The organism is Neobacillus sp. Soil_C_43 (assembly GCF_057656715.1).
On the sequence record NZ_JBDGJV010000016.1, the window covers coordinates 105446 to 124337 of the forward strand.

At 38.7% G+C, this 18892-nt stretch carries 19 protein-coding genes; 15 read left to right on the top strand and 4 right to left on the bottom strand.

The genetic code is table 11. The features are described from left to right. Positions 1–2 precede the first annotated feature (2 nt). The 13 genes from AC3A54_RS19575 (at position 3) to AC3A54_RS19635 (ending at position 13204) form a co-directional block, all read left to right on the top strand. Positions 3–2513, top strand: coding sequence for an Ig-like domain-containing protein (locus AC3A54_RS19575; protein WP_487655819.1), 2511 nt, complete (start codon positions 3–5; stop codon positions 2511–2513). Between the two features lie 406 nt (positions 2514–2919). Then, positions 2920–3861 (top strand): bifunctional helix-turn-helix transcriptional regulator/GNAT family N-acetyltransferase, encoded by a 942-nt coding sequence (locus AC3A54_RS19580; RefSeq protein ID WP_487655820.1) that lies wholly within the window; start codon positions 2920–2922, stop codon positions 3859–3861. Between the two features lie 244 nt (positions 3862–4105). Beyond that, a complete protein-coding gene (locus tag AC3A54_RS19585; protein WP_487655821.1) occupies positions 4106–4780 on the top strand; it encodes an HAD family hydrolase in 675 nt (224 codons plus the stop codon). A gap of 266 nt (positions 4781–5046) precedes the next feature. Continuing rightward, a complete protein-coding gene (locus AC3A54_RS19590) occupies positions 5047–6882 on the top strand; it encodes a BglG family transcription antiterminator (RefSeq protein WP_487655822.1) in 1836 nt (611 codons plus the stop codon). Between the two features lie 17 nt (positions 6883–6899). Next, entirely contained in the window at positions 6900–8027 is a 1128-nt protein-coding gene (locus tag AC3A54_RS19595; protein ID WP_487655823.1) for an amidohydrolase/deacetylase family metallohydrolase, read from the top strand. Then, positions 8017–8361 (top strand): PRD domain-containing protein, encoded by a 345-nt coding sequence (locus tag AC3A54_RS19600; protein WP_487655824.1) that lies wholly within the window; start codon positions 8017–8019, stop codon positions 8359–8361. The genes AC3A54_RS19595 and AC3A54_RS19600 overlap by 11 nt, the downstream gene beginning before the upstream one ends. A gap of 17 nt (positions 8362–8378) precedes the next feature. Next, positions 8379–8741 carry an SFCGS family glycine-rich protein gene (locus AC3A54_RS19605; protein ID WP_487655825.1) on the top strand — a complete coding sequence of 121 codons (363 nt, stop codon included), beginning with the start codon at positions 8379–8381 and terminating at the stop codon, positions 8739–8741. Positions 8742–8745: 4 nt separating this feature from the next. Next, positions 8746–9048: a DUF4312 family protein gene (locus tag AC3A54_RS19610; protein ID WP_487655826.1), complete on the top strand. Its 303-nt coding sequence runs from the start codon at positions 8746–8748 to the stop codon at positions 9046–9048. Between the two features lie 16 nt (positions 9049–9064). Continuing rightward, the gene (locus AC3A54_RS19615) at positions 9065–9853 is read left to right on the top strand and encodes a DUF4311 domain-containing protein (protein WP_487655827.1); all 789 of its coding nucleotides are present in this window, start codon (positions 9065–9067) and stop codon (positions 9851–9853) included. Beyond that, positions 9854–10504, top strand: coding sequence for a DUF4310 family protein (locus tag AC3A54_RS19620; protein ID WP_487655828.1), 651 nt, complete (start codon positions 9854–9856; stop codon positions 10502–10504). It begins immediately after the preceding gene. 6 nt (positions 10505–10510) lie between these two features. Beyond that, on the top strand, positions 10511–11623 hold the full coding sequence (locus AC3A54_RS19625; RefSeq protein ID WP_487655829.1) for a DgaE family pyridoxal phosphate-dependent ammonia lyase: 1113 nt from the start codon (positions 10511–10513) through the stop codon (positions 11621–11623). Continuing rightward, on the top strand, positions 11623–12342 hold the full coding sequence (locus AC3A54_RS19630; RefSeq protein WP_487655830.1) for a KDGP aldolase: 720 nt from the start codon (positions 11623–11625) through the stop codon (positions 12340–12342). Before AC3A54_RS19625 ends, AC3A54_RS19630 begins: the two co-directional genes overlap by 1 nt. A gap of 412 nt (positions 12343–12754) precedes the next feature. Further along, positions 12755–13204, top strand: a complete 450-nt coding sequence (locus tag AC3A54_RS19635) for a hypothetical protein (protein ID WP_487655831.1) — start codon at positions 12755–12757, stop codon at positions 13202–13204. A 407-nt stretch (positions 13205–13611) separates the two neighbouring features. Here the strand turns inward: AC3A54_RS19635 and AC3A54_RS19640 are convergent, their stop codons facing one another. Beyond that, positions 13612–14049 carry a VOC family protein gene (locus tag AC3A54_RS19640; RefSeq protein WP_487655832.1) on the bottom strand — a complete coding sequence of 146 codons (438 nt, stop codon included), beginning with the start codon at positions 14047–14049 and terminating at the stop codon, positions 13612–13614. 1048 nt (positions 14050–15097) lie between these two features. Between AC3A54_RS19640 and AC3A54_RS19645 the strand changes: the two genes are divergently transcribed. Continuing rightward, positions 15098–15829 carry a transposase gene (locus AC3A54_RS19645; protein ID WP_487655845.1) on the top strand — a complete coding sequence of 244 codons (732 nt, stop codon included), beginning with the start codon at positions 15098–15100 and terminating at the stop codon, positions 15827–15829. 75 nt (positions 15830–15904) lie between these two features. On the opposite strand, the gene AC3A54_RS19650 is transcribed toward AC3A54_RS19645, so the two are convergent. From AC3A54_RS19650 to AC3A54_RS19660, 3 genes are all read right to left on the bottom strand, one after another. Next, positions 15905–16537 carry a LysE family translocator gene (locus tag AC3A54_RS19650; RefSeq protein WP_487655833.1) on the bottom strand — a complete coding sequence of 211 codons (633 nt, stop codon included), beginning with the start codon at positions 16535–16537 and terminating at the stop codon, positions 15905–15907. Between the two features lie 214 nt (positions 16538–16751). Beyond that, complete coding sequence (locus AC3A54_RS19655; RefSeq protein WP_487655834.1) at positions 16752–17240, bottom strand: pyridoxamine 5'-phosphate oxidase family protein; 489 nt, start codon at positions 17238–17240, stop codon at positions 16752–16754. A gap of 156 nt (positions 17241–17396) precedes the next feature. Further along, positions 17397–17813, bottom strand: coding sequence for a YhfM domain-containing protein (locus AC3A54_RS19660; protein WP_487655835.1), 417 nt, complete (start codon positions 17811–17813; stop codon positions 17397–17399). Positions 17814–18136: 323 nt separating this feature from the next. Here AC3A54_RS19660 and AC3A54_RS19665 point away from each other — a divergent pair, with 323 nt between their 5' ends. Then, positions 18137–18631, top strand: a complete 495-nt coding sequence (locus tag AC3A54_RS19665; RefSeq protein WP_487655836.1) for a hypothetical protein — start codon at positions 18137–18139, stop codon at positions 18629–18631. Positions 18632–18892 lie beyond the last annotated feature (261 nt).

Sequence of the window (18892 nt, forward strand, 5' to 3'; positions counted from 1 at the left end):
AAATGGCTTTTAAAATTGTAAGTCAAACCGTATCAGAAGTAGAGGACCGTGACCCGAATTTATATGTTAAACGGGCAGAAGATTTTTTGAAAAGCCACCAATATACTGCTGCTATACAAGAGATGGATACTGCCATAAAATATGCGCCGCATAATAAAAAAAATAGCTATATCTTTGAAAAAATTAAGATTTATGAGGCCGTTGGACAGGATCCAACCTGTGTAGATTTTATAAAAAAACATATTAGTGCACTTTATTTTTATTTATCCTTAACTGATTTTTACCGAGTTCTTGCTTTACTTCAAAGAAATTTAAATTTATATAGTAATGAACTTACTAAAATTCTATCTGCCAATCATATCCCTTCTGTCTTGGTAGAAACCTATCATTCAAATAACTATTCAAGAGATTATTTTCTAAATCGCGCACAAGAATTTAGGGAGCAAAAACAGTATACGTATGCTCTTGAATGCATTTCTGTAGTAGATGATAAATATGGAGAGAATATTGATACTTGTGTTGGGAGAGCTAAGATTTTTCAAGCCCAAGGGCTACTTAGAGAAGCAGTATCAAATTATGCAAGAGCAGCGAACCTTTCTGGGACACCTGTAGAGGTATATATTGAGATTGTAAAACTTAAATTGCAGCTAAGGCAGGATAGTGAAGCGAAGAATTGGATTGAAGCAGGTTTGAAAAAGTTCCCCAATCATTCTGGACTTCTACACGAAAAGGCTGACTTATTATACAAGGCTAAGAATTTTGAGGAATGCCTATCAACCATAGAGTTAATCATTGACCAAAATTCTGCAGATGCAAAAGCGATTTATCTAAAGGGTCTTATTTATGATCATCAAGGGAAATTTCTCAAAGCGAATTGGTTTCTGAAAAAGGCAAATAGGATAGATGATAGCTATCACCTGCCGAATAATCAAAGCCGAGAGAGATTTTTATTTCGGATTAAATTGTTGATCATTTTAGTGCTTTTGTTAATGGTACTTTTAATCGGTGGTCAATTTATTATTTTTAAAACAGGCATAGTGAAACCACTAATGCAAGACACTGAGATTGGTCTATCGAATGAAACGATATTTGTTGGTCAAACAGTTGAGGTACATAAATACTTCTCCTATTTTCCCAATTATGCCAAAGAACCGGATATTAGGTTGGAGGTAGCCGATCCTAAACTAGTAAAACTTGACTCGGATGGGCAGCTTACTGGCTTGAAAGAAGGGAATAGTAGTATTAAGTTAGTTTGGGAGAATAAAGTTTTAGCCAGTGAGAAAATACAAATCGTTACACCGAAAGTAAGTAAATTCGAAGTGGAATTATCAAGTATACAATTAGAAGTTGGTGAGTCCACTGAGATGACTACCCAGCTTAAGATGGATTACGATAAAGCGGAGCCTCCCAAGATTACTTTTTCATCAAGTAACCCTAGTGTAGCTGAGGTCGATCAGAATGGCGAGGTTAAGGCAGTAGGTCTAGGTGAGGCAACTATCAGCGCCAATGCTGGTGGAATTAGCAAATCTAAAGTCGTTTATGTTAATGCTAAGCTAGATGACATTATTTTAGAGCAAGATGAAATTCCTTTGTTTGTTGGCCAAACGTATATTTTAAAACCAACTGTTGTAACCACTCCTTCAAACGAACAAGTAGCACTAAACTATTCTTCATCTGATGAAACGATTGCTATTGTAAGTAGTACTGGTGAAATCAAAGCATTAAAAAATGGAGAAGCGACCATTACGGTATCATCAGGTGAAATTGAAAAAACGGTTAAAGTCATCATTAAGCCTAATAAAGTTACGAATTTACATGCGGAGTACAACGATAATTTGCAAAGTATACAACTAAGCTGGAATTACGACAACCAACCTATTGAAGACTTAAGTTTCGAAGTTGTGATGACAGAGGGTGGGGAAACCCAAAATTCAATGTCTACAACGGAGAGAACCATGGATATCACTAATATTAGCAGAGGATCAAAGTATTCCTTTAAAGTTGTTGCGGTTATAGGTGGAGTAGAAAGTGAGCCGGTTACAGTAAGTTTGAGTCTTCCAGAAAGCGGTGTTGTTACACAAAACGAAGATAGTAGATATTCAGAGGAGGCTCCTCTTAATGCAAAAAGAGTAGCAACCATGAATAACCTCGTTGGTTATTGGAAGCGGACTGATCCGGTCAAGGACAATGCCCAACATGATGATCGTTATCTTTTTATATATGGAAGCGATACATATTGGAGAATGGACTTTCAGACAGAATATGGCGGTTCAGGTACCGAGCATGATACCTATTTAAATCAGATTATTTTTTCAGGAAACCAAGTTCAGGCTGATAATATTATTTTTATTATCCAGTCCAATACGTCTATTACATTAAAATATAAGAAAAGAGATAATTATGGAATGGTACTAGACGAAAATGGATATGTAACTCAGCACTATACACGAGTAAACAAAAGTCAGGTAGACCAAAAATACATTGATCGCTATCCATTTACGCAATTGCCATAATAATAATATCTGTATTAGGGTCAGTCCCAACTACTTTGAAGTAGCCGGGGCTGACCTTGTTTTTGAACTTTTTCATAATGAATGGGGACGGTTCTGGTGGCTTTTTCTAGTCGAGGAGTTTTTATGAGCCAAGAGAACCGTCCCTGTGGTACTTTGAATAATTTTCAGGATGAGGTTATTTGTGTTGACCAAGTGAATTTTCTCTACAGTCAATATATGAATGCATTCAAACGTTTGATTGCAATCGAAACTCGGGGAGAATACTCGAACATTGTCATAAATTTGAAGGGGTTCTTAAACTGTTCTTCTAGTTGCGGGGTAGCTAGAACGTTTAGTTGACTGAGTCAACTAAACGTTCTATACTGAAGTTAATTTTTAATTTTCGGACTACTTCGGAGGGGAAAAGATGGAGACCAATCAATATGTAGAAAAAATTCGGAAATTTAATCGTTATTACGCAAACGTTCTAGGTAAAATCGATCAAGAAATCTATAATCGACCGTTTCCTTTAACAGAAGCACGTGTGATCACTGAAATTCATAGTAGAAATGGTTGTACAGCAACCGAAGTTAGAGAAAATCTCGGAATTGATCGTGGGTATATGAGCAGAATCCTACAAAAATTTGAGGAAGAAAAAATCATTTTAAAAGAGCAATCGTCAGACGATAAACGCCAATACGTACTCTATCTTACTGACTATGGGAAGGAAATTCAAAATGGCTTGGTTGACAATTCAAATCGTGAAGTAGGCAAAATGATTGAAGCCATGTCCAACAGTGAATTGAACAAGTTGATCCGTTCAATGGAAACGATAGAATCCATTTTCTCAAAAGAACCTTTCCCTCAGTTAAACGTGTCCATTCGAACGTTCCAATCTGGAGACGTTGGTTTCGTGGCCCATCTACATGGAAGGTTGTACGAGAACACCTATCAATTTGGGGAAATGTTTGAATACTATGTTATGAAGGGCTTAACAGAATTTATGATCAATACTGATGGAGGAGAACTTTGGATTGCAGAAGTAGATGGTCAAATGGTTGGTTCGATTGCCATTACTAAGTCCAATCATACAGCTGCCCAGCTAAGATGGTTTGTTTTAGATGAAAAGTACCAAGGGTTGGGTATAGGTAAAAAGCTTATGGAGACTGCTATCGACTTCTGTAAAGAACAAGGCTATCAACATGTATTTCTATGGACGGTAAGTATTTTAGAAACAGCTCGTTCCCTTTATCAAAAGTATCATTTTAGATTAACAGAAGAAAAACCAAACGATGAATGGACTGGGTCGACATTAGTGGAAGAACGGTGGGATTTAGATCTTTCCAGTGAAACACAAGCGTATAAGTAAAATGCGATCATGTGACGGTTATGGTGGTCAATGGCTAAACTTTATTATTAAATTTTAATAGCTTATGCATTATGATGCAGATTACGAATGTATAGTAAAATTATTAGAAGATAACTATTATCAAAATCGAATTTAATGTATCCTAGTCCATAATACAAATTAATTTAATTGGATTTGGACAATTTACCCCTTTATAAAAACTAAAAAGGTGAATTTGTTACTAAAATAGATAAAGGTGATACCAATGAATATTGATAAGTTTCCAGTCATTTTTGATTTAGATGGTACCTTATTTGATTGCAAAGAACTAACGAATCTAACTTTTCCCCGTACGTTAGAATTATTAGAGAAACGCCATCCGAATCAACTCGAATTTAAATTTTTTCCTAGCTATGAGCAATTTCTTGGGATGGTGACCGATGATATTTTTGCTATCCTATTACCCAATGCCAGCGAGGAAATCATCGAAGAATCAAAAGAAATCTTAATTGATGTAGAGTTTGAATACATCTCGAAGGCAGGGAAACTATTTCATCATGTGGAAGAAACATTGAAATCTTTACACGCTGATGGGTACCCGCTGTATATAGCTAGCAATGGTAGTAAAGAATATGTTCATAAGGTCATCGAGGTATTTTCGTTGCAGCCATATTTCGTCGAACTCTATAGTGCCGGAGGCCAAGAGACCAAAACAAAAACCGAACTCGTGGCCAAACTACTACAAACCTCCCCTAGTAAAAACAAGGGTGTCATGGTGGGTGACCGTCATTCCGATATAGAGGCAGGAAGCCTGAACCAGCTCACAACGATTGGGTGCGAATATGGCTTTGGGGATGAAAATGAAATCAAGGATGCGGATGTATTGGTCAATCGTATCCAAGATATTCTGCCAATTATTAAGAATTTATCAGAATGCTAAGTTAAAGCTCACTGTTGATATCTAGCACTCTGTTGATTGGAGCGGAAATCAACAAGCAAGTTTACCAGAGTTTATCAGAAAAGGATCCGGTCTAACCGAATCCTTTTTCTTTTGCTAAAATTTTAAAATTTTCCATACCATTTGAATTGTCAGTATATTTCACCAATATTGGTGAATGAATTTGGACTGTAAACGGTTTCATACGAGGACTATACTTTTATCAAGGGTCCTCAGTATTTATAAATACGAATAAAGCGGTGAAGAATTTGTTAACAGCGAGAGAAATTCAGATTGTAACGAAATTACTGGAAGCTGAAAAAGCGCTTCGGACAAAAGATTTATCTGCAGAGTTTCATGTAAGTACGAGGACGATTAAATCCGATTTAGACCAGGTGCGAAAATGGTTTCAACAGCAAGGGGTTCCTTTTCACGCCCAGTCAAACAAAGGCTATTGGGTTGAAAGTGATGAGAACGAGCGGCTGAAACTCTATAAAGCATTAATGGAAATGAAAAGTACATCCTTATATCCTGATCAAAACATCCGGATTGAGAAGATATTATATTTATTTTTTTCACACAAAGAGTATTTAACGACGACGCAGATTGCGGATCATTTACTTGTGAGCAGGAATACGGTGATCAGTGATTTGAATTATTTAGAGGATTTCATCCAGCCGTGGATGGTTACGCTAGAACGAAAACCGCGGATTGGATATAAGCTTGTCGGCGATGAGATACATATCCGGTTGCTTTTCGAACATGTCATCCAAGAGAGCTTAAGTCATTTTGATGTCCATGGAATTATCTCACAAATAAAATCGGAAGAGTCCAATGATCCAACAAGTGTGTACATTCAGGAGATTCATCAGGAATTTGATCATGTGATTGGGCATATCCGCCAAGTACTAACGGATGATGAACTCAAAGATGTTACGAATGCGGAAGTATTATCGATCCTTATGCGGCTGATTATATTCTTAGTCAGAATTGAATCTGAATATACAATTGGGAGCTATCGCTTAGTAAAAAAGGGTCAACATCATTCCTCTACCTCTTCGAAATTTATCTTTGAGGTGATGAATCAACTCTGTCAGGAATTAGATTATCCGATGCTTGAGGATGAATTTCTCTACGTCCATCGCAATTTCTTATTAGAAGACAAGGAACTGAATCTCTTAAAGGTGACAGAGGAAATGATTCGTTATGTTAGTCAAAAAGAGCAAGTTCCTTATGATAAGGACTCCCGCTTACTAAATAATTTGTTGACCCATTTATCATTACGATTTGAGAAAAATAAAACGTACGTAACCGAAGTTAATCCGTTTACAAACGAAATAAAACGAAATAACACATCCTTATTTGTCAGTATAAAAGAGGCATGTGAAAAGCTGTTTGGCAAACATTCATCTGCCATTAATGACTCTTTTCTTTCTTTTATCGCCCTACACTTCCTCGTTTCTTATGAAAATGGGTTTGATAAGAAACCAAAAATCAGAGCTCTATATGTATGTTCAACAGGAAGAGGGGTTGCCCGGTTGATTAAAAATCGGGTGGAGCGGGAAATTGGCGAAATTAACATCACCAGCTATTGCTCAGTGATAGAAGTCGATGAAATCAGTAAAAACGAGGATATTGATTTGATTATTAGTGTCTTCCCGATTAAAAAATCAAAAATCCCAGTGGTCATGGTCGAACCGGTTCCAACTGAAGAAAGTATCCAAATCATTCGGAAAAAGGTCAATGAGCTACTAAAGAATAAAGTGAGTGATGGGTGTTTTACAATTGAAAAAATTGAGCCTTCAGCAAACAAGGACTATGAAATGATCAGCCAAGAAATTATTGTCAAGGGCTTTGAAATCTCCTATGAAATTTTTGAATTATTAACCGATAAAATTTCGGAGGAGCGAAAAAAGGGTTTACAAGTCCATTTGTTTTTAATGGTTCACCGTTATTATTTTCATCAGCAATACGACCAATTTATCCATCAATCAAAAGACCATCATGATGAAGCGATATTAACCCAAATCAATGAAATTTTACAGCGTCATAACATTTTTATAAATGAAACAGAGCGTAACGCACTATTACCATACTTTCAATGATTGGATGTGATGAAGAGATGAGTGAGACAACCATTTTACAAAATGGCTGGGTGTTTGACATAGAAACGGAAACCTTTGTCAAAAAAGATGTCTATATCGTTGGTGGGAACATAGTCAGCTTTGTGGAAGCAGAACTTACAAACCCTGTTGAAATAGATGTCGAAGGCAGTTATGTAGCACCAGGATTTATTGATATGCATGTCCATGTGTTTGAAACTAAAACAACCCTCGGAATCAACGCGGACCGGGTTGGAATTGAGCAAGGCGTAACGACGATTGTGGATGCTGGAAGTTCGGGATTGGAGGATTTCCAAGATTTTAAACAGATGATTAGTCAGCCAAGCCAAACAGAAGTACTATCTTTTCTCAATATTTCCAGGAAGGGGCTCTGCAAAGGATTATCTGAATTGGCGGACATGAATGATTTAATGTCAGTCCAAGAGTTAACAGAGATTCTTGCAAAAGAGAAGAATATTGTTGGTCTAAAAGCGCGAATGAGTGCTTCTGTTGTCAAAGATAATGGAATCAAGCCATTAGAACATGCGCGGAAACTAGCTGATGAATCGAATCTGCCAATCATGGTCCATATTGGAAATGCCCCGCCTGAGATTACCGAAGTCCTGCCTCTATTGAAAAAAGGGGATATCGTTACCCATGCGTTTCATGGGAAAAAGGGCGGCATCTTAAATGAGAAAGGGACACTCATTCAAGAAGCACAGGAGGCGATTGAACGAGGCGTTTTGTTTGATGTCGGTCATGGAACATCGAGTTTCTCTTATCAAACCATGAAAGCGTTTAAGGAAAACTATCACTATCCTTTCTCAACAAGTACGGATATTTATATTGGCAACTATGACAAACCAGTTGGTAGTTTAATGACCACGATGTCAAAACTGCTTGCAATCGGTTATAGCTTAGAAGAACTCGTTGCGTCCGTTACGAGCAGGCCGAAACAGGCATTAGGACTAGCGGAGCAAGGAAGCCTCGAACCTGGTACAAGAGCGGATGTGACGGTCTTTAAAGTTGTGGAACAACGTCAAACACTGATAGATTCGCAGGGTGAGGGAATGGTTGTTGATAGAATGATAGTTCCGCAGCTAACAATTCGAGATGGAAAGGTTGTTTTTGAATCAAATGAATACTGAAAAGATAACCGAAGAAATGCAGAACATACTTGCGAAAAGTGGAGATAGTAAACGGTGTGAACAAGTGTTTGAGCTTTCCCAGATACTGTGCGAAGCGGAACAAATAACCATGACAGATGTACAGAAATTGTCGTTGTTATCCCATTTGTCAGCGATGGTACACCGCTCTTTAACAGGGGAACAGCTTGCACCGATTGATCGGACATTGTTTTCCGAAATCTCAACCCAATCTTTTACGATTGCGAAAAAGATAAAAGAGTTCCTTACCAATTTAGAAGAAGATGAAATTTATTTACTATCGATTCATTTTGAAGTAGCCAAACAAAATTCATAACAAAGGGAGATGTCAATATGAGTAATCAAGTTGTAGTAGTAATCGGTGATCGTTTAGGAAAGGGACAGAATGTGGCAAAGGGCGTCGAAGCTGCAGGTGGAAAAGCAATTGTCGTAAGTGGCTTTGGAGCAGATATGCGTTTAGGTGACGAGATGAATGCAAATAACGCAACGATTGGTATCTCATTTTGCGGCAGTGGTGGTGCTGGGGCGATTACAGCTCAATCAAAGTATGGTTATAAAGCAAGATACGGTATGCGTTCAATTGATGAAGGAATCACAGCAATCCGTGATGGCGTCAAGGTGTTGGGCTTTGGCTTTATGGATGTCGAAGAGTTAGGAAAAAGAATTACTGAAGAATACATTAAAGTCAATGGATAACTCGATGCATAAAAAATTAAAGCATAAAGTCCGTATCGAAGGTAAAGGCAATACAAAAGAACACGCCATCGCCAATGCACTTGGATTAATTCAAAAAAAAGTAAATGCTGAGCTTAAAGGGATGATTATCCGGATTGAGCCGGTGCAAATTGAGGTCGTTGAAGCAATTGAAGAAACGTATACCGAGCGCTTCATGATGTTACTTTTTCCAAGAAAAAGAAGCCAATTTAAGTTAGTGATGGATATTGAAGTTGACCTGTTCATTCTAGATACAGACAAAATACAATTTATTGAAAAGAAAAGGTAAGAGAGGAGATGAATTTATGGAATTTCTAATCGTATTAGTGAAATCAATCATCATCGGCGGATTAGTTGGTTTTGGTGTCGGTGCAGGTGCCGCACGTATGTTTCACGCTCCAAAGGTTCAAGGGATGGGGGCGTTTCGAACACTAGGAGAATTAAATGCTTGCGCTGGTGACTCTGTATCCCACTTTTCCTTTGGTCTAGGGTTTTTCTTCAATGCATGGGCTTCATCCGTAGGGGCAGGGGCATTTACCCAAGATGTGGATCACAGGATTATCCCAAACTGGGCAGCAGCTATTCTTATTCGTAAAGGAAAACGAGTAGAGGATACCCTTCACAATCCTAAGAAAATGGCGATTGTAGGTACAATTGTGGGAGCGATCGTTGTTGGATTTTTAAATTCAACGGCGGCAGCGATTCCAGAATCAATGCAAGCGATTGCCGTTAAGGTATTAGTACCTGCAGCGAACCTGTTAATTAATCCAGTTATGCCTGTTATTTTCTGGCTAGCAGCATTGGATGCAGGGAAACGTTCAGGAACATGGGGGACGATCTTTGGTGGACTTGCTCATTTGATTATGGGGAACGCTGTCCCAGGTGTTGTTCTCGGGATTTTAATTGGTAAAGGTGTAGACGATAGCGGTTGGAATCGTGTGACAAAGACGTTATTAGGTTCAGTTATTGTCCTCTTTGTTTTAAGTGGATTCTTCCGCGGATTCGATATGAACTTAATCCAAGCTGTTCATTTAGATGTTCCTGCATGGTTAACAGACTTACATTCTCTAATTAGTGGAGGAGGAAAAAAATAGATGGAAACTATCAATACGAAAAACTTTTGGTTTGCTGATTGGTCCTTCCCAATTTTTGTTGCCTTTTTATCATCGGGAATTTTCGCTGGAACACATATGTATTATGTTCATCATATTGGTGCATTTAATGACGTAGCCATTGTTGCTATGCTACAAGCAGGGATGGAAGGCGGAGGTTATGGTGCAGCTGCAGCCTTCGGGGCAAGCTTTTTATTCGCCCGCGTGTTGGAAGGCTCGCTTGTAGGGATATTAGATATCGGTGGTTCTTTACAAACAGGTATTGGTATTGGCGTCCCGGCGTTAATGCTTGGTTCTGGCTTTGTAGCACCGCTAACGAGTTTTCCGCTTGCGCTTATCACAGGTGCCATTCTTGGGTTACTTGTTGGTTATATTGTTATCGGTTTGAAAAAGTTTACCGTTGGAAAAGCAAACTCTACGTTTGGTTCTGATGTCATGATGGGTGCGGGTAACCAATCCGGCCGTTTCTTAGGACCACTTATTGTCTTATCAGCATGTGGCGCATCGATTCCAATCGGTATTGGATCAATTATTGGCGCAGCAATCTTCTATGCATGGAAAAAACCTGTAGCTGGTGGCGCTATTTTAGGTGCCATGATTCTTGGGGCTATCTTCCCAATAACTTTGGAGTGATAAATAATGGAAACTTCTATATTTGAAACATTTGGATTGAAAAAAATTATCAATGCCAGTGGAAAAATGACAGCACTTGGGGCATCTGCAGTCACAGATGAAATCGCAGATGCATTAAAGAATGCTGCACAAGGATATGTCGATATTGATGAATTAATGGAGTATGCAGGAACAGTGATTGCGCATCATACGGGAGCAGAAGATGGTTGCCCAACCGTTGGCGCGGCAGCTGGAATAGCTATCTCTACTGCATCGGTCATCACTGGCAAGAACTTAAGCTTAATCGAAAGAATGCCGAATTCTGAAGGATTGAAGAATGAAATTATTATTCAAAAAGGTCATAATGTTCATTTTGGTGGAAGAATTGATCAAATGATCCGTCTAGGCGGCGGTGCTATTGTTGAAGTGGGCAGTGCCAACAAGGTCGAAAGCGACCATATTGAAGGCGCCATTACCGATAAAACGGCTGCACTCATTTATATCAAATCACACCATGCTGTGCAAAAAGGAATGCAATCGATTGAAACGATGCTTCAGATTGCTAAAAAACATCAGATCCCGTTGATTATTGATGGAGCAGCTGAAAATGACTTTAAAAAGTATATTGCGATGGGTGCAGATATTGTCATCTATAGTGGAGGTAAAGCATTAGAAGGTCCAACTTCAGGGTTTATCTGCGGGAATAAAGAATACATGGAAGCATGCCGTAAGCAATATAAAGGAATTGGCCGGGCGATGAAGGTCGGTAAAGAATCCATCTCAGGATTAATCGTTGCCTTGAATCAATATCCATTCAAAGATGACGGTGTCGATGAGCAAATTAGCAGCATGACTAAACTCTGTGAAACTCTCAATCAGGTGGAATGTCTTTCATGTACGATTAAGCAAGACGAAGCTGGTCGTCCGATCTACCGTGCACAAATTGAAGTGAAAAAAGAAGCAGGTATTTCTGCTGAACAATTGTTACACAAGCTTGAAACTGGTAATCCTGCAATCTATTTACGTCATCACTATGTAAACGTTGGAATATTGTCAGTTGATCCACGCCCTCTTTTAGATGGACAAGAGGATATTATTGCAGAACAAATTATTTCGATCATCAAGGAGGCAAAAAAATAATGTCTAATAGCCAAAAAGTGATTTTTAACTGTTTAGCAAAAGATGTTGAAAATGCAAAAGAAATCGTCAAGGTGGCAAGTGACCGCGTCCTGATCGGAATCATGGTGAAATCTTTTCCAGATACCCAGAGTGCGATTGATGAAGTAAAACTTTATCAGGAAAATAACATTCCGGTTTCTGTAGGATTGGGGGCAGGTGACCCTGCTGTTTGGAAAAAGGTTGCAGATGTTTCTGCAAAAACTATACCTAACCATATTAATCAAGTATTCCCTGCATCAGGTTATACTTTAGGCCGAATGGAAGAAGTAGGAGCACAAAATACGATTATTAATGCATTAATTAAGCCATCTGGAACTCCAGGACAAGTTATTATTGCAACAGGCCCAGATAGCTCTCGATTTGAAGAAACGGTTTCAGCTGAATTAGCAGCCGTTACGTTAGCGGAAATGGGTGTTGATTCCGTAAAATTTTACCCGATTGATGGGGAAAAGCGTTTAGACGAAGTAGCTGCCATGGTAAAAGCCGCGGTAGGAGCAGGCATTAAATACTTCGAACCAACTGGTGGAATTACATTAGATAATGTCGAATTAATAGTTAAAACATGTTTGGAAAATGGGGCAGAAATGGTCATTCCTCACTTATACACATCGTTGATCGACAAGGCAACTGGTGAAACAAAGATCCAAAACATTGAGAAGCTAGTTTCAATAGAGTGGTAGGCTTTGTGGGTTGGGGACAGTCCCCCGCTGCTTTACAGCGGCGGGGGACTGTCCCTTTTTTGCAAAAGTTTGCAGGAACGCCACAGGGACGGTTCTCCTGGCACTTCAACACACATCGAACTGAAAAATGCAATAGAACCAGCAGATTGTCGGTAGATGAAGGTTTCTTCCAACTTTTAAAAGTTTAAATGTGAGAACATTTAGGCACATTTATGTTCGTATCACTTGGCCCCTGTAGGCTAAGTACTGGTTTTCTCCCCGTTATTTCTCCTTTTGATTAATATTTTTACAAGGTTTTAATCATCCTGTTGATATAATGATAAAAAATTTTTAAAAAAGGGGTTTGTCCCTTACAAGCAGCACCTTTGTTACATCAAATATAGTAATACAAAAAGGAAAGAGGTGTTAGAGCTTGTCAAAAATTCTTACAACCGGACCGATGTTGGTTCCTAGGAAAATAACAGGTGATCCTGTTGGCGGCCCTCCAGATGAGGTTGCTATTACCATTAAAAATCCAACTTCTAAAAATTTCAGGGTGCAAGTTTTTGCAGACATTTGTCCCCCAGACTCAACGACTGAACGGACTGAATCCTCCGATATATTTACTATCCCTAAAGATAGCTGTTTAAGATTACGTCTTTTTAATAGTGTTCTTCCAGACTCTATTATTCGTTTATATGCGAAAGGTCATGTTGATAAAGATGCAGAAAAACTCGAATTATCGTTTGTAGGCAGAAGAGCAAGTGATCGAATGCATGAGCCCACCATGTTCTTCCGTCATGCGGATCTAATCGAAGTGGAAGACGAGGATTTCCATCAAGAACCCCGTGCCACGTTAACTTCAAATTGGGTAATCGGTTGAGGGTCAAGGGGACGGTTCTAGTGGTTTTTTTCATTAGGATAGGCGCGCCGTTTCTCGACAATTTTTTGGATGGTTATGCAGCAAGAATTCAATGCTGTCATGGGGTATACCTACAATTAACCAAACGTTTGTTTAGTTTCGAATGAGATGGAAGAAGAGAGAAGAATGTCGCTTTAAGAGAAGAGACTAGTGTTTTGTGGAATCGAGGAGAAATTTGTGAGTAAGGTTGCGACATTCTTTTTATTCTATTCTGGATCAAAAGCGCGTCATAGTAAGGCTTATGGCCTTTTTAACTAAACGTTTATTTAGTATAGCCTATAGGGGAAATGATATAAAAATGACGAAAGAGACGGTTCTTCTGGCTTTGCTTAAAGCCAGGAGAACCGTCCCTGTGGTTGCTTCAATAATTATTTGATCTTCTCTGCCAATTCTAAAATAATTCCTTCTGGTCCACGAAGGTTACATAATTTATAAGCATTTTCGTAGTTTTGTATCTCACCAAAAAGTTCTGCGCCTCTTTTTTTCAATTTGGCGACAATGACTTCAATATCTTCAACAGCAAATGCAATATGACATGTGCTCAAAGTATTTGAAGAAGATTGCTGAATATTTTTTTCATCTAAAGGCGCATGGAATTTGACCAGCTCCAAAGTTGCCTCACCGTCCGGCATCCCTAACATTACAATTGTCTTTCTAAAGTCATTAAGTCCTATGCTTCGTTCTACCCACTCACCTTCTACTTCTGCTTCCCCTAGCACTTCAAGCCCTAAATCGAGAAAAAACTCTTTAGCAGCAGAGAGATCATTTACAATTACACCTACATGATCTATTCTATGTATCCTCATATCCCTACCTCCTTGTCCCTGTTATTATGCAATATCCTACCTACTTGATATGTTTGTTTGTAATTCTTATTCGTTATAAACAGAAAATATCCTTTTTGACCAGGGGGGCCAGGGGGACGGTTCTGGTGGTTTTTTTCATAAGGATAGGCGCCGTTTCTCGACAATCTTTTGGCTGGTTTTGCAGCAAGAATTCAATGCTGTCAGGGGATCTACCTACTACTAACCAAACGTTTGTTTAGTTTCGAATAGGAGGGAAGAAGAGAGAAGAATGTCGGTTAAAGAAAAGAGACTAGTTTTTGTGGAGTAGAAGCGAAAAAATGCGGGTAGGGTGTCGACATTCTTTTTATTCTATTCTGGATTAAAAGCGCGTCATAGTGAGGTTTATGGCCTTTTTAATTAAACGTTTATTTAGTATAGCCTATAGGGGAAATGGTGTAAAAATGACGAAAGAGAGGACGAAAAGGACGATTTTACTGGCTTTGGTTAGTGCCAGGAGAACCGTCCCCCTGGTCCCTGCCCCTGGTCCCTGTGCCCCCCTGCCTGTGGAAATTTTTTGAAAGCTAGTGTATGATATGGGTGATAGCAATCGTCATGCTGTCCTTGCCTATAAAGATTTCCCTCAAATATTAACCTCTTTTGTACCTATCGTTTATCGCTACCATCATCAATTTCTATCTTTACTAATCCATTCATACTATTACTCTATGAACACCACATTTCCCTTCAACAGAAAATAGACTTCTTACAGATACCTACCTATATTATCCTTTAGTTTTCATTATCTACATCTTAAATATAAGTCTGCCATTCATTAACCCATTTTTAGGAGGAAAGACATGACAGTACAAGTTATAGGAAAAATTATGTCAATGATAGAATTGTGCCTTATGAAATCAGTGAAGGGGAGAAGAGGGAATGGAATTATCAGTAAGTAATGGAGGAGAAACACGCTTTTTGGTAGGTATGTGCAGTAGGATTTTGCTTTCTGGTGGTGAGTAGGATGCCTCGTAGAGCTAGAGTGAAAAGCAGGAGCGGAATCTATCATATTATGTTGAGGGGGGCCAACAGACAAGAAATTTTTCATGACGACGAAGACTGTAGGACCTTTCTTGAAATCTTCTATAAATATAAACTGATATCCAATATAAGGGTGTACAGTTGGTGTTTAATGAATAATCATGTACACCTGTTGATAAAAGAAGGCGATGAAGATATTTCAATTACGATGAAGCGAATAGAGGTTAGTTTTGTTCTCTATTATAACCGAAAGTACCGAACAACTGGTCATCTATTTCAGGACCGGTTTAGGAGCGAAAATGTAGAAGATTATCATTATTTATTTACAGTTATAAGATACATACACCAAAATCCACTTAAAGCAAGAATGGTTAATCGCAATGATCAATGGCAGTGGAGCAGCTGCCGGGAGTATTACTGTATGAAACAGAAGCCAGGGAAGCTAACAGACCTTCAATCTATTTTGGCGTTGTTTGCGGAGGATCCCATTTTAGCGAGAGAGAGATTTATAGAGTTTAATGAAAAAGTCAATCAGGATCAGTGTCTAGACGATACGGGATACGAGAGAGGATATACGGATGAGGAAGCAAGGAAGTTGATTAAACAACAACTACTGAACGGAGTGGAGATCGCCCAAGTCAAGAGTTTACCAAGGGACTCAAGAAATGAGATATTGCGAAAAGCAAAAGAAATAAAAGGAATATCCCAACGCCAACTCGCAAGAATCTTAGGTGTTTCTAGGAGGTTGCTCTCGAAAGCTTAAGTCCCGGGGGACCAAGGGGACGGTTCTGCCGGTTCTTTTCAGTGAGCCAGGAGAACCGTCCCTGTGGCAACTCAATTAATCATGTGCCTTTTCAAGAAATAGTCTTATCCCGAAACCTATCAGTATGGTTCCTGTTAGTCCTTCAATAATATTTTGTGTTTTCGGTTTTTTCAGGAACGTGCTGATCCGATTAATTAAATAGACGTAAGTTAAAGACCACATCGCAGTCATTACAGTATAAGTGATCCCCATGAAAAGAAACGGTAAAAAAGTATTGCTTCCAGGGTCAACGAATTGAGGCAAGAAGGTTAAGAAAAGAACTGCTACTTTAGGATTTAGGAGATTGGTAAGAAACCCTTGCTTAAAACAAGAGGTGTTTCCGAACTGGCTTTTTGTGTTCATCTCAACGCCTGCTACGTCTTCCTTTTTCCTTAAAGACCATAATGTTTTGATTCCCAGATACATTAAGTAAACTGCACCCACATATTTGAAAACAGAAAATACTAGTGCTGATTTCATAATGATGGCGGAAAGTCCTAAAACAGCAGCCGTGGTATGGATAAGAAGCGCACAGCAAGTACCTAAAACCGTTTTAACACCCCCGGCTTTCCCAACGGTGACAGTGTTCTTTGTAGCAATTGCGGTATCGGGCCCGGGTAAAATGATAAAAAAAATACACATAAGGACAAACAGATACATGTTCTCCATTTATGATCTCCTTTCTGCTTTTTGATAAGGTCTGTGTTTCTTATATTGTATTATATATAAAAGATGAAAAAATGTAGTTATAAAAATATTTTGATTTTGGTAGAAACCATGAGAACCGTCCCCTTGGTTCAGCAAGAAAAAGGACAATACCTAATTGAAGGTATTATCCTTTCTTTTTCACATAGCAAAATGTACTGTCCACCTTTTTCGGCTGTTATTTATTCAATTCAACCGTTTCATTAACATCTGTTGATTTAGAAGTTTGCCCTGTCATGCGTTTGTAGAGAAAGGCGATTTTCTTCGTAAAATTACCGGTATCCCAATATTCGGCTGCTTCCGCATTTACCTTTATCAAAACCACGTTAGGGTCATCATAAGACGTTTGCATAATTTTCTCATATGCTTTGCTCCACAATACCTTTTTTTTACCTAAATCTTCAACGATTTCCGCTCTTCCACGGACGGAAACATAGGATTTACCTGCATATGCCACATTGACATCATGATCATGTAAAATTTCTTCATATTTATCTGTCTCTTTTTTAGTGAAGAACCATAAGTCACCATCAAACTCTACCTCTTGTGTTTTCATAGGACGTGAAACAAGCCCTTCTTCAGTAACCGTAGTCAGCATGGCCGTGTCTACGTCTTTGATTAACTCTCTTAATGTTTCCAGTTCTTCTTGTTTCAACATGTTAGACATTTCCATCACCTCATGAATGTAAAGTACCCTTTATGCCAACTTTTATTCATTGAAGAGCCATGGAGACGGTTCTGGTGGCTTTTTGATGATAGGACAGTCTTGTGGTCTTGGGCAACTAGGAGAATCATCCATGTGGCAATTGGTAGAAATATATAATTACTTGTCAGTGAGTATTTCGATTAGTTCTGCTGATTTCTTATTGTCCAATTGAACATATTTACCTTCAGCGTCTATTACCAGTTCAACTTGGTCCTTTTGAGGACTGATCCAAAGTTCGTATAACACCGCTTTTGCCTCTATTTCAGGATTCTTAAATTGAAATACAAATCTGTAATCAGGAGGGCGTACCATAGATACTTTTGCATTTTCCCAATCACTATCTTCTAAAATATCTTTCACCTTTTGAACTTGGTTTTTGGTAGTAATTTTTTTGAAGGCTTCATAATTATTTTCATCACCAACACGCTTTTTCACTTCTATATATTTCTCTTCATTCTTCATTCTGTCGATACAACCCGCTGTAAACAATGAAATGATTCCAATAAAAACAATCAAATAGGTAAACTTTTTCAAAATTCATCGCCCCTTTAGTAATAAGACGGATTTCATTCAGAAAAGTATCAAATATACTTTTCATTTTCATTAATCTGGGGTTGCCCCGCCACGGTCCTTGATAATGGTGGTGTTTTTTATAGAGGAGTGAGTTGGTGGAGTTTAGTGGTTAGCGAGTAAAATGGGGGAATTGACGAGTAAATTTGAATAGTAGACGAGTAAAATCTTATTTTGACGAGTAAAACCCATTTTTAGACAAGTAAATGGTGCAACCTGACGAGTAATATGGATCGTCCGTCTTTTTCCATTGATGGAGTAAAGCAAAGTAGAAAAGGAAGGACAAGGTGACGGTTGTACGAATAAACTATTGTAGTCTAGTAGAAAAGGAAGTGAAGTCAGTGGACAGCATGACTAAAAAGTTAACTGTGACGTTAAGACAGGAATTTTCTTTTTATGCAAACGATGAAGTCCTCAACACCATTTTAAAAAATATCGCCGGTGGAGGCGTAACAATAGCCGCGTTTACGATAACAAAGATTAACATGAGGAACGTGAACTTTGTCCGATTAGTTGTCGGACCTGACAGTTCAAATAGTTCCCAAGCTAACCTGGTTGCACAGGATGCTCTTCGCTCATTAGGCATACAGTACGACCAGGAGAAGGTCATCCAGTTGATTGGGAACCCTGGAACACCGGGAATCTTAAGCACTATTCTTCATACTTTGTACCATCATGTCGTAGTGTTCGCTACGTATACGGGAGTTACTTCCATCATCCTGAATGTATCCGATATCCAAACTGCTCTTCGATTATTAAAAAAAAACAACATTATTGGCTAAGGTTTCTTCGACCTTTATGGACAAGTGGGGACAGTCCCCCGGCGCTTTAACGCAGCGGGGGACTGTCCCCCGTTCTGTTTTTTAGTAGTTGGCGAGTAAAATGGGGTTATTGATGAGAAAAGTGTGAAGTTTGACGAGTAAAATAGGAAATAGACGAGTAAATGATAATATTTGACGAGTAAATCATCGAAAGTGACGAGTAAGAAAGGAAATCATAGAAAAAGGGTAATTTTAAAGGTACCTCCAGAGGTGATCAACACA

Coding starts and splice junctions, on each gene's coding strand:
- AC3A54_RS19575 (WP_487655819.1), top strand. CDS start 3: ATGGCTTTTAAAATTGTAAGTCAAACCGTATCAGAAGTAGAGGACCGT.
- AC3A54_RS19580 (WP_487655820.1), top strand. CDS start 2,920: ATGGAGACCAATCAATATGTAGAAAAAATTCGGAAATTTAATCGTTAT.
- AC3A54_RS19585 (WP_487655821.1), top strand. CDS start 4,106: ATGAATATTGATAAGTTTCCAGTCATTTTTGATTTAGATGGTACCTTA.
- AC3A54_RS19595 (WP_487655823.1), top strand. CDS start 6,900: ATGAGTGAGACAACCATTTTACAAAATGGCTGGGTGTTTGACATAGAA.
- AC3A54_RS19600 (WP_487655824.1), top strand. CDS start 8,017: ATGAATACTGAAAAGATAACCGAAGAAATGCAGAACATACTTGCGAAA.
- AC3A54_RS19605 (WP_487655825.1), top strand. CDS start 8,379: ATGAGTAATCAAGTTGTAGTAGTAATCGGTGATCGTTTAGGAAAGGGA.
- AC3A54_RS19610 (WP_487655826.1), top strand. CDS start 8,746: ATGCATAAAAAATTAAAGCATAAAGTCCGTATCGAAGGTAAAGGCAAT.
- AC3A54_RS19615 (WP_487655827.1), top strand. CDS start 9,065: ATGGAATTTCTAATCGTATTAGTGAAATCAATCATCATCGGCGGATTA.
- AC3A54_RS19620 (WP_487655828.1), top strand. CDS start 9,854: ATGGAAACTATCAATACGAAAAACTTTTGGTTTGCTGATTGGTCCTTC.
- AC3A54_RS19625 (WP_487655829.1), top strand. CDS start 10,511: ATGGAAACTTCTATATTTGAAACATTTGGATTGAAAAAAATTATCAAT.
- AC3A54_RS19630 (WP_487655830.1), top strand. CDS start 11,623: ATGTCTAATAGCCAAAAAGTGATTTTTAACTGTTTAGCAAAAGATGTT.
- AC3A54_RS19640 (WP_487655832.1), bottom strand. CDS start 14,049: ATGAGGATACATAGAATAGATCATGTAGGTGTAATTGTAAATGATCTC.
- AC3A54_RS19645 (WP_487655845.1), top strand. CDS start 15,098: ATGTTGAGGGGGGCCAACAGACAAGAAATTTTTCATGACGACGAAGAC.
- AC3A54_RS19650 (WP_487655833.1), bottom strand. CDS start 16,537: ATGGAGAACATGTATCTGTTTGTCCTTATGTGTATTTTTTTTATCATT.
- AC3A54_RS19655 (WP_487655834.1), bottom strand. CDS start 17,240: ATGTCTAACATGTTGAAACAAGAAGAACTGGAAACATTAAGAGAGTTA.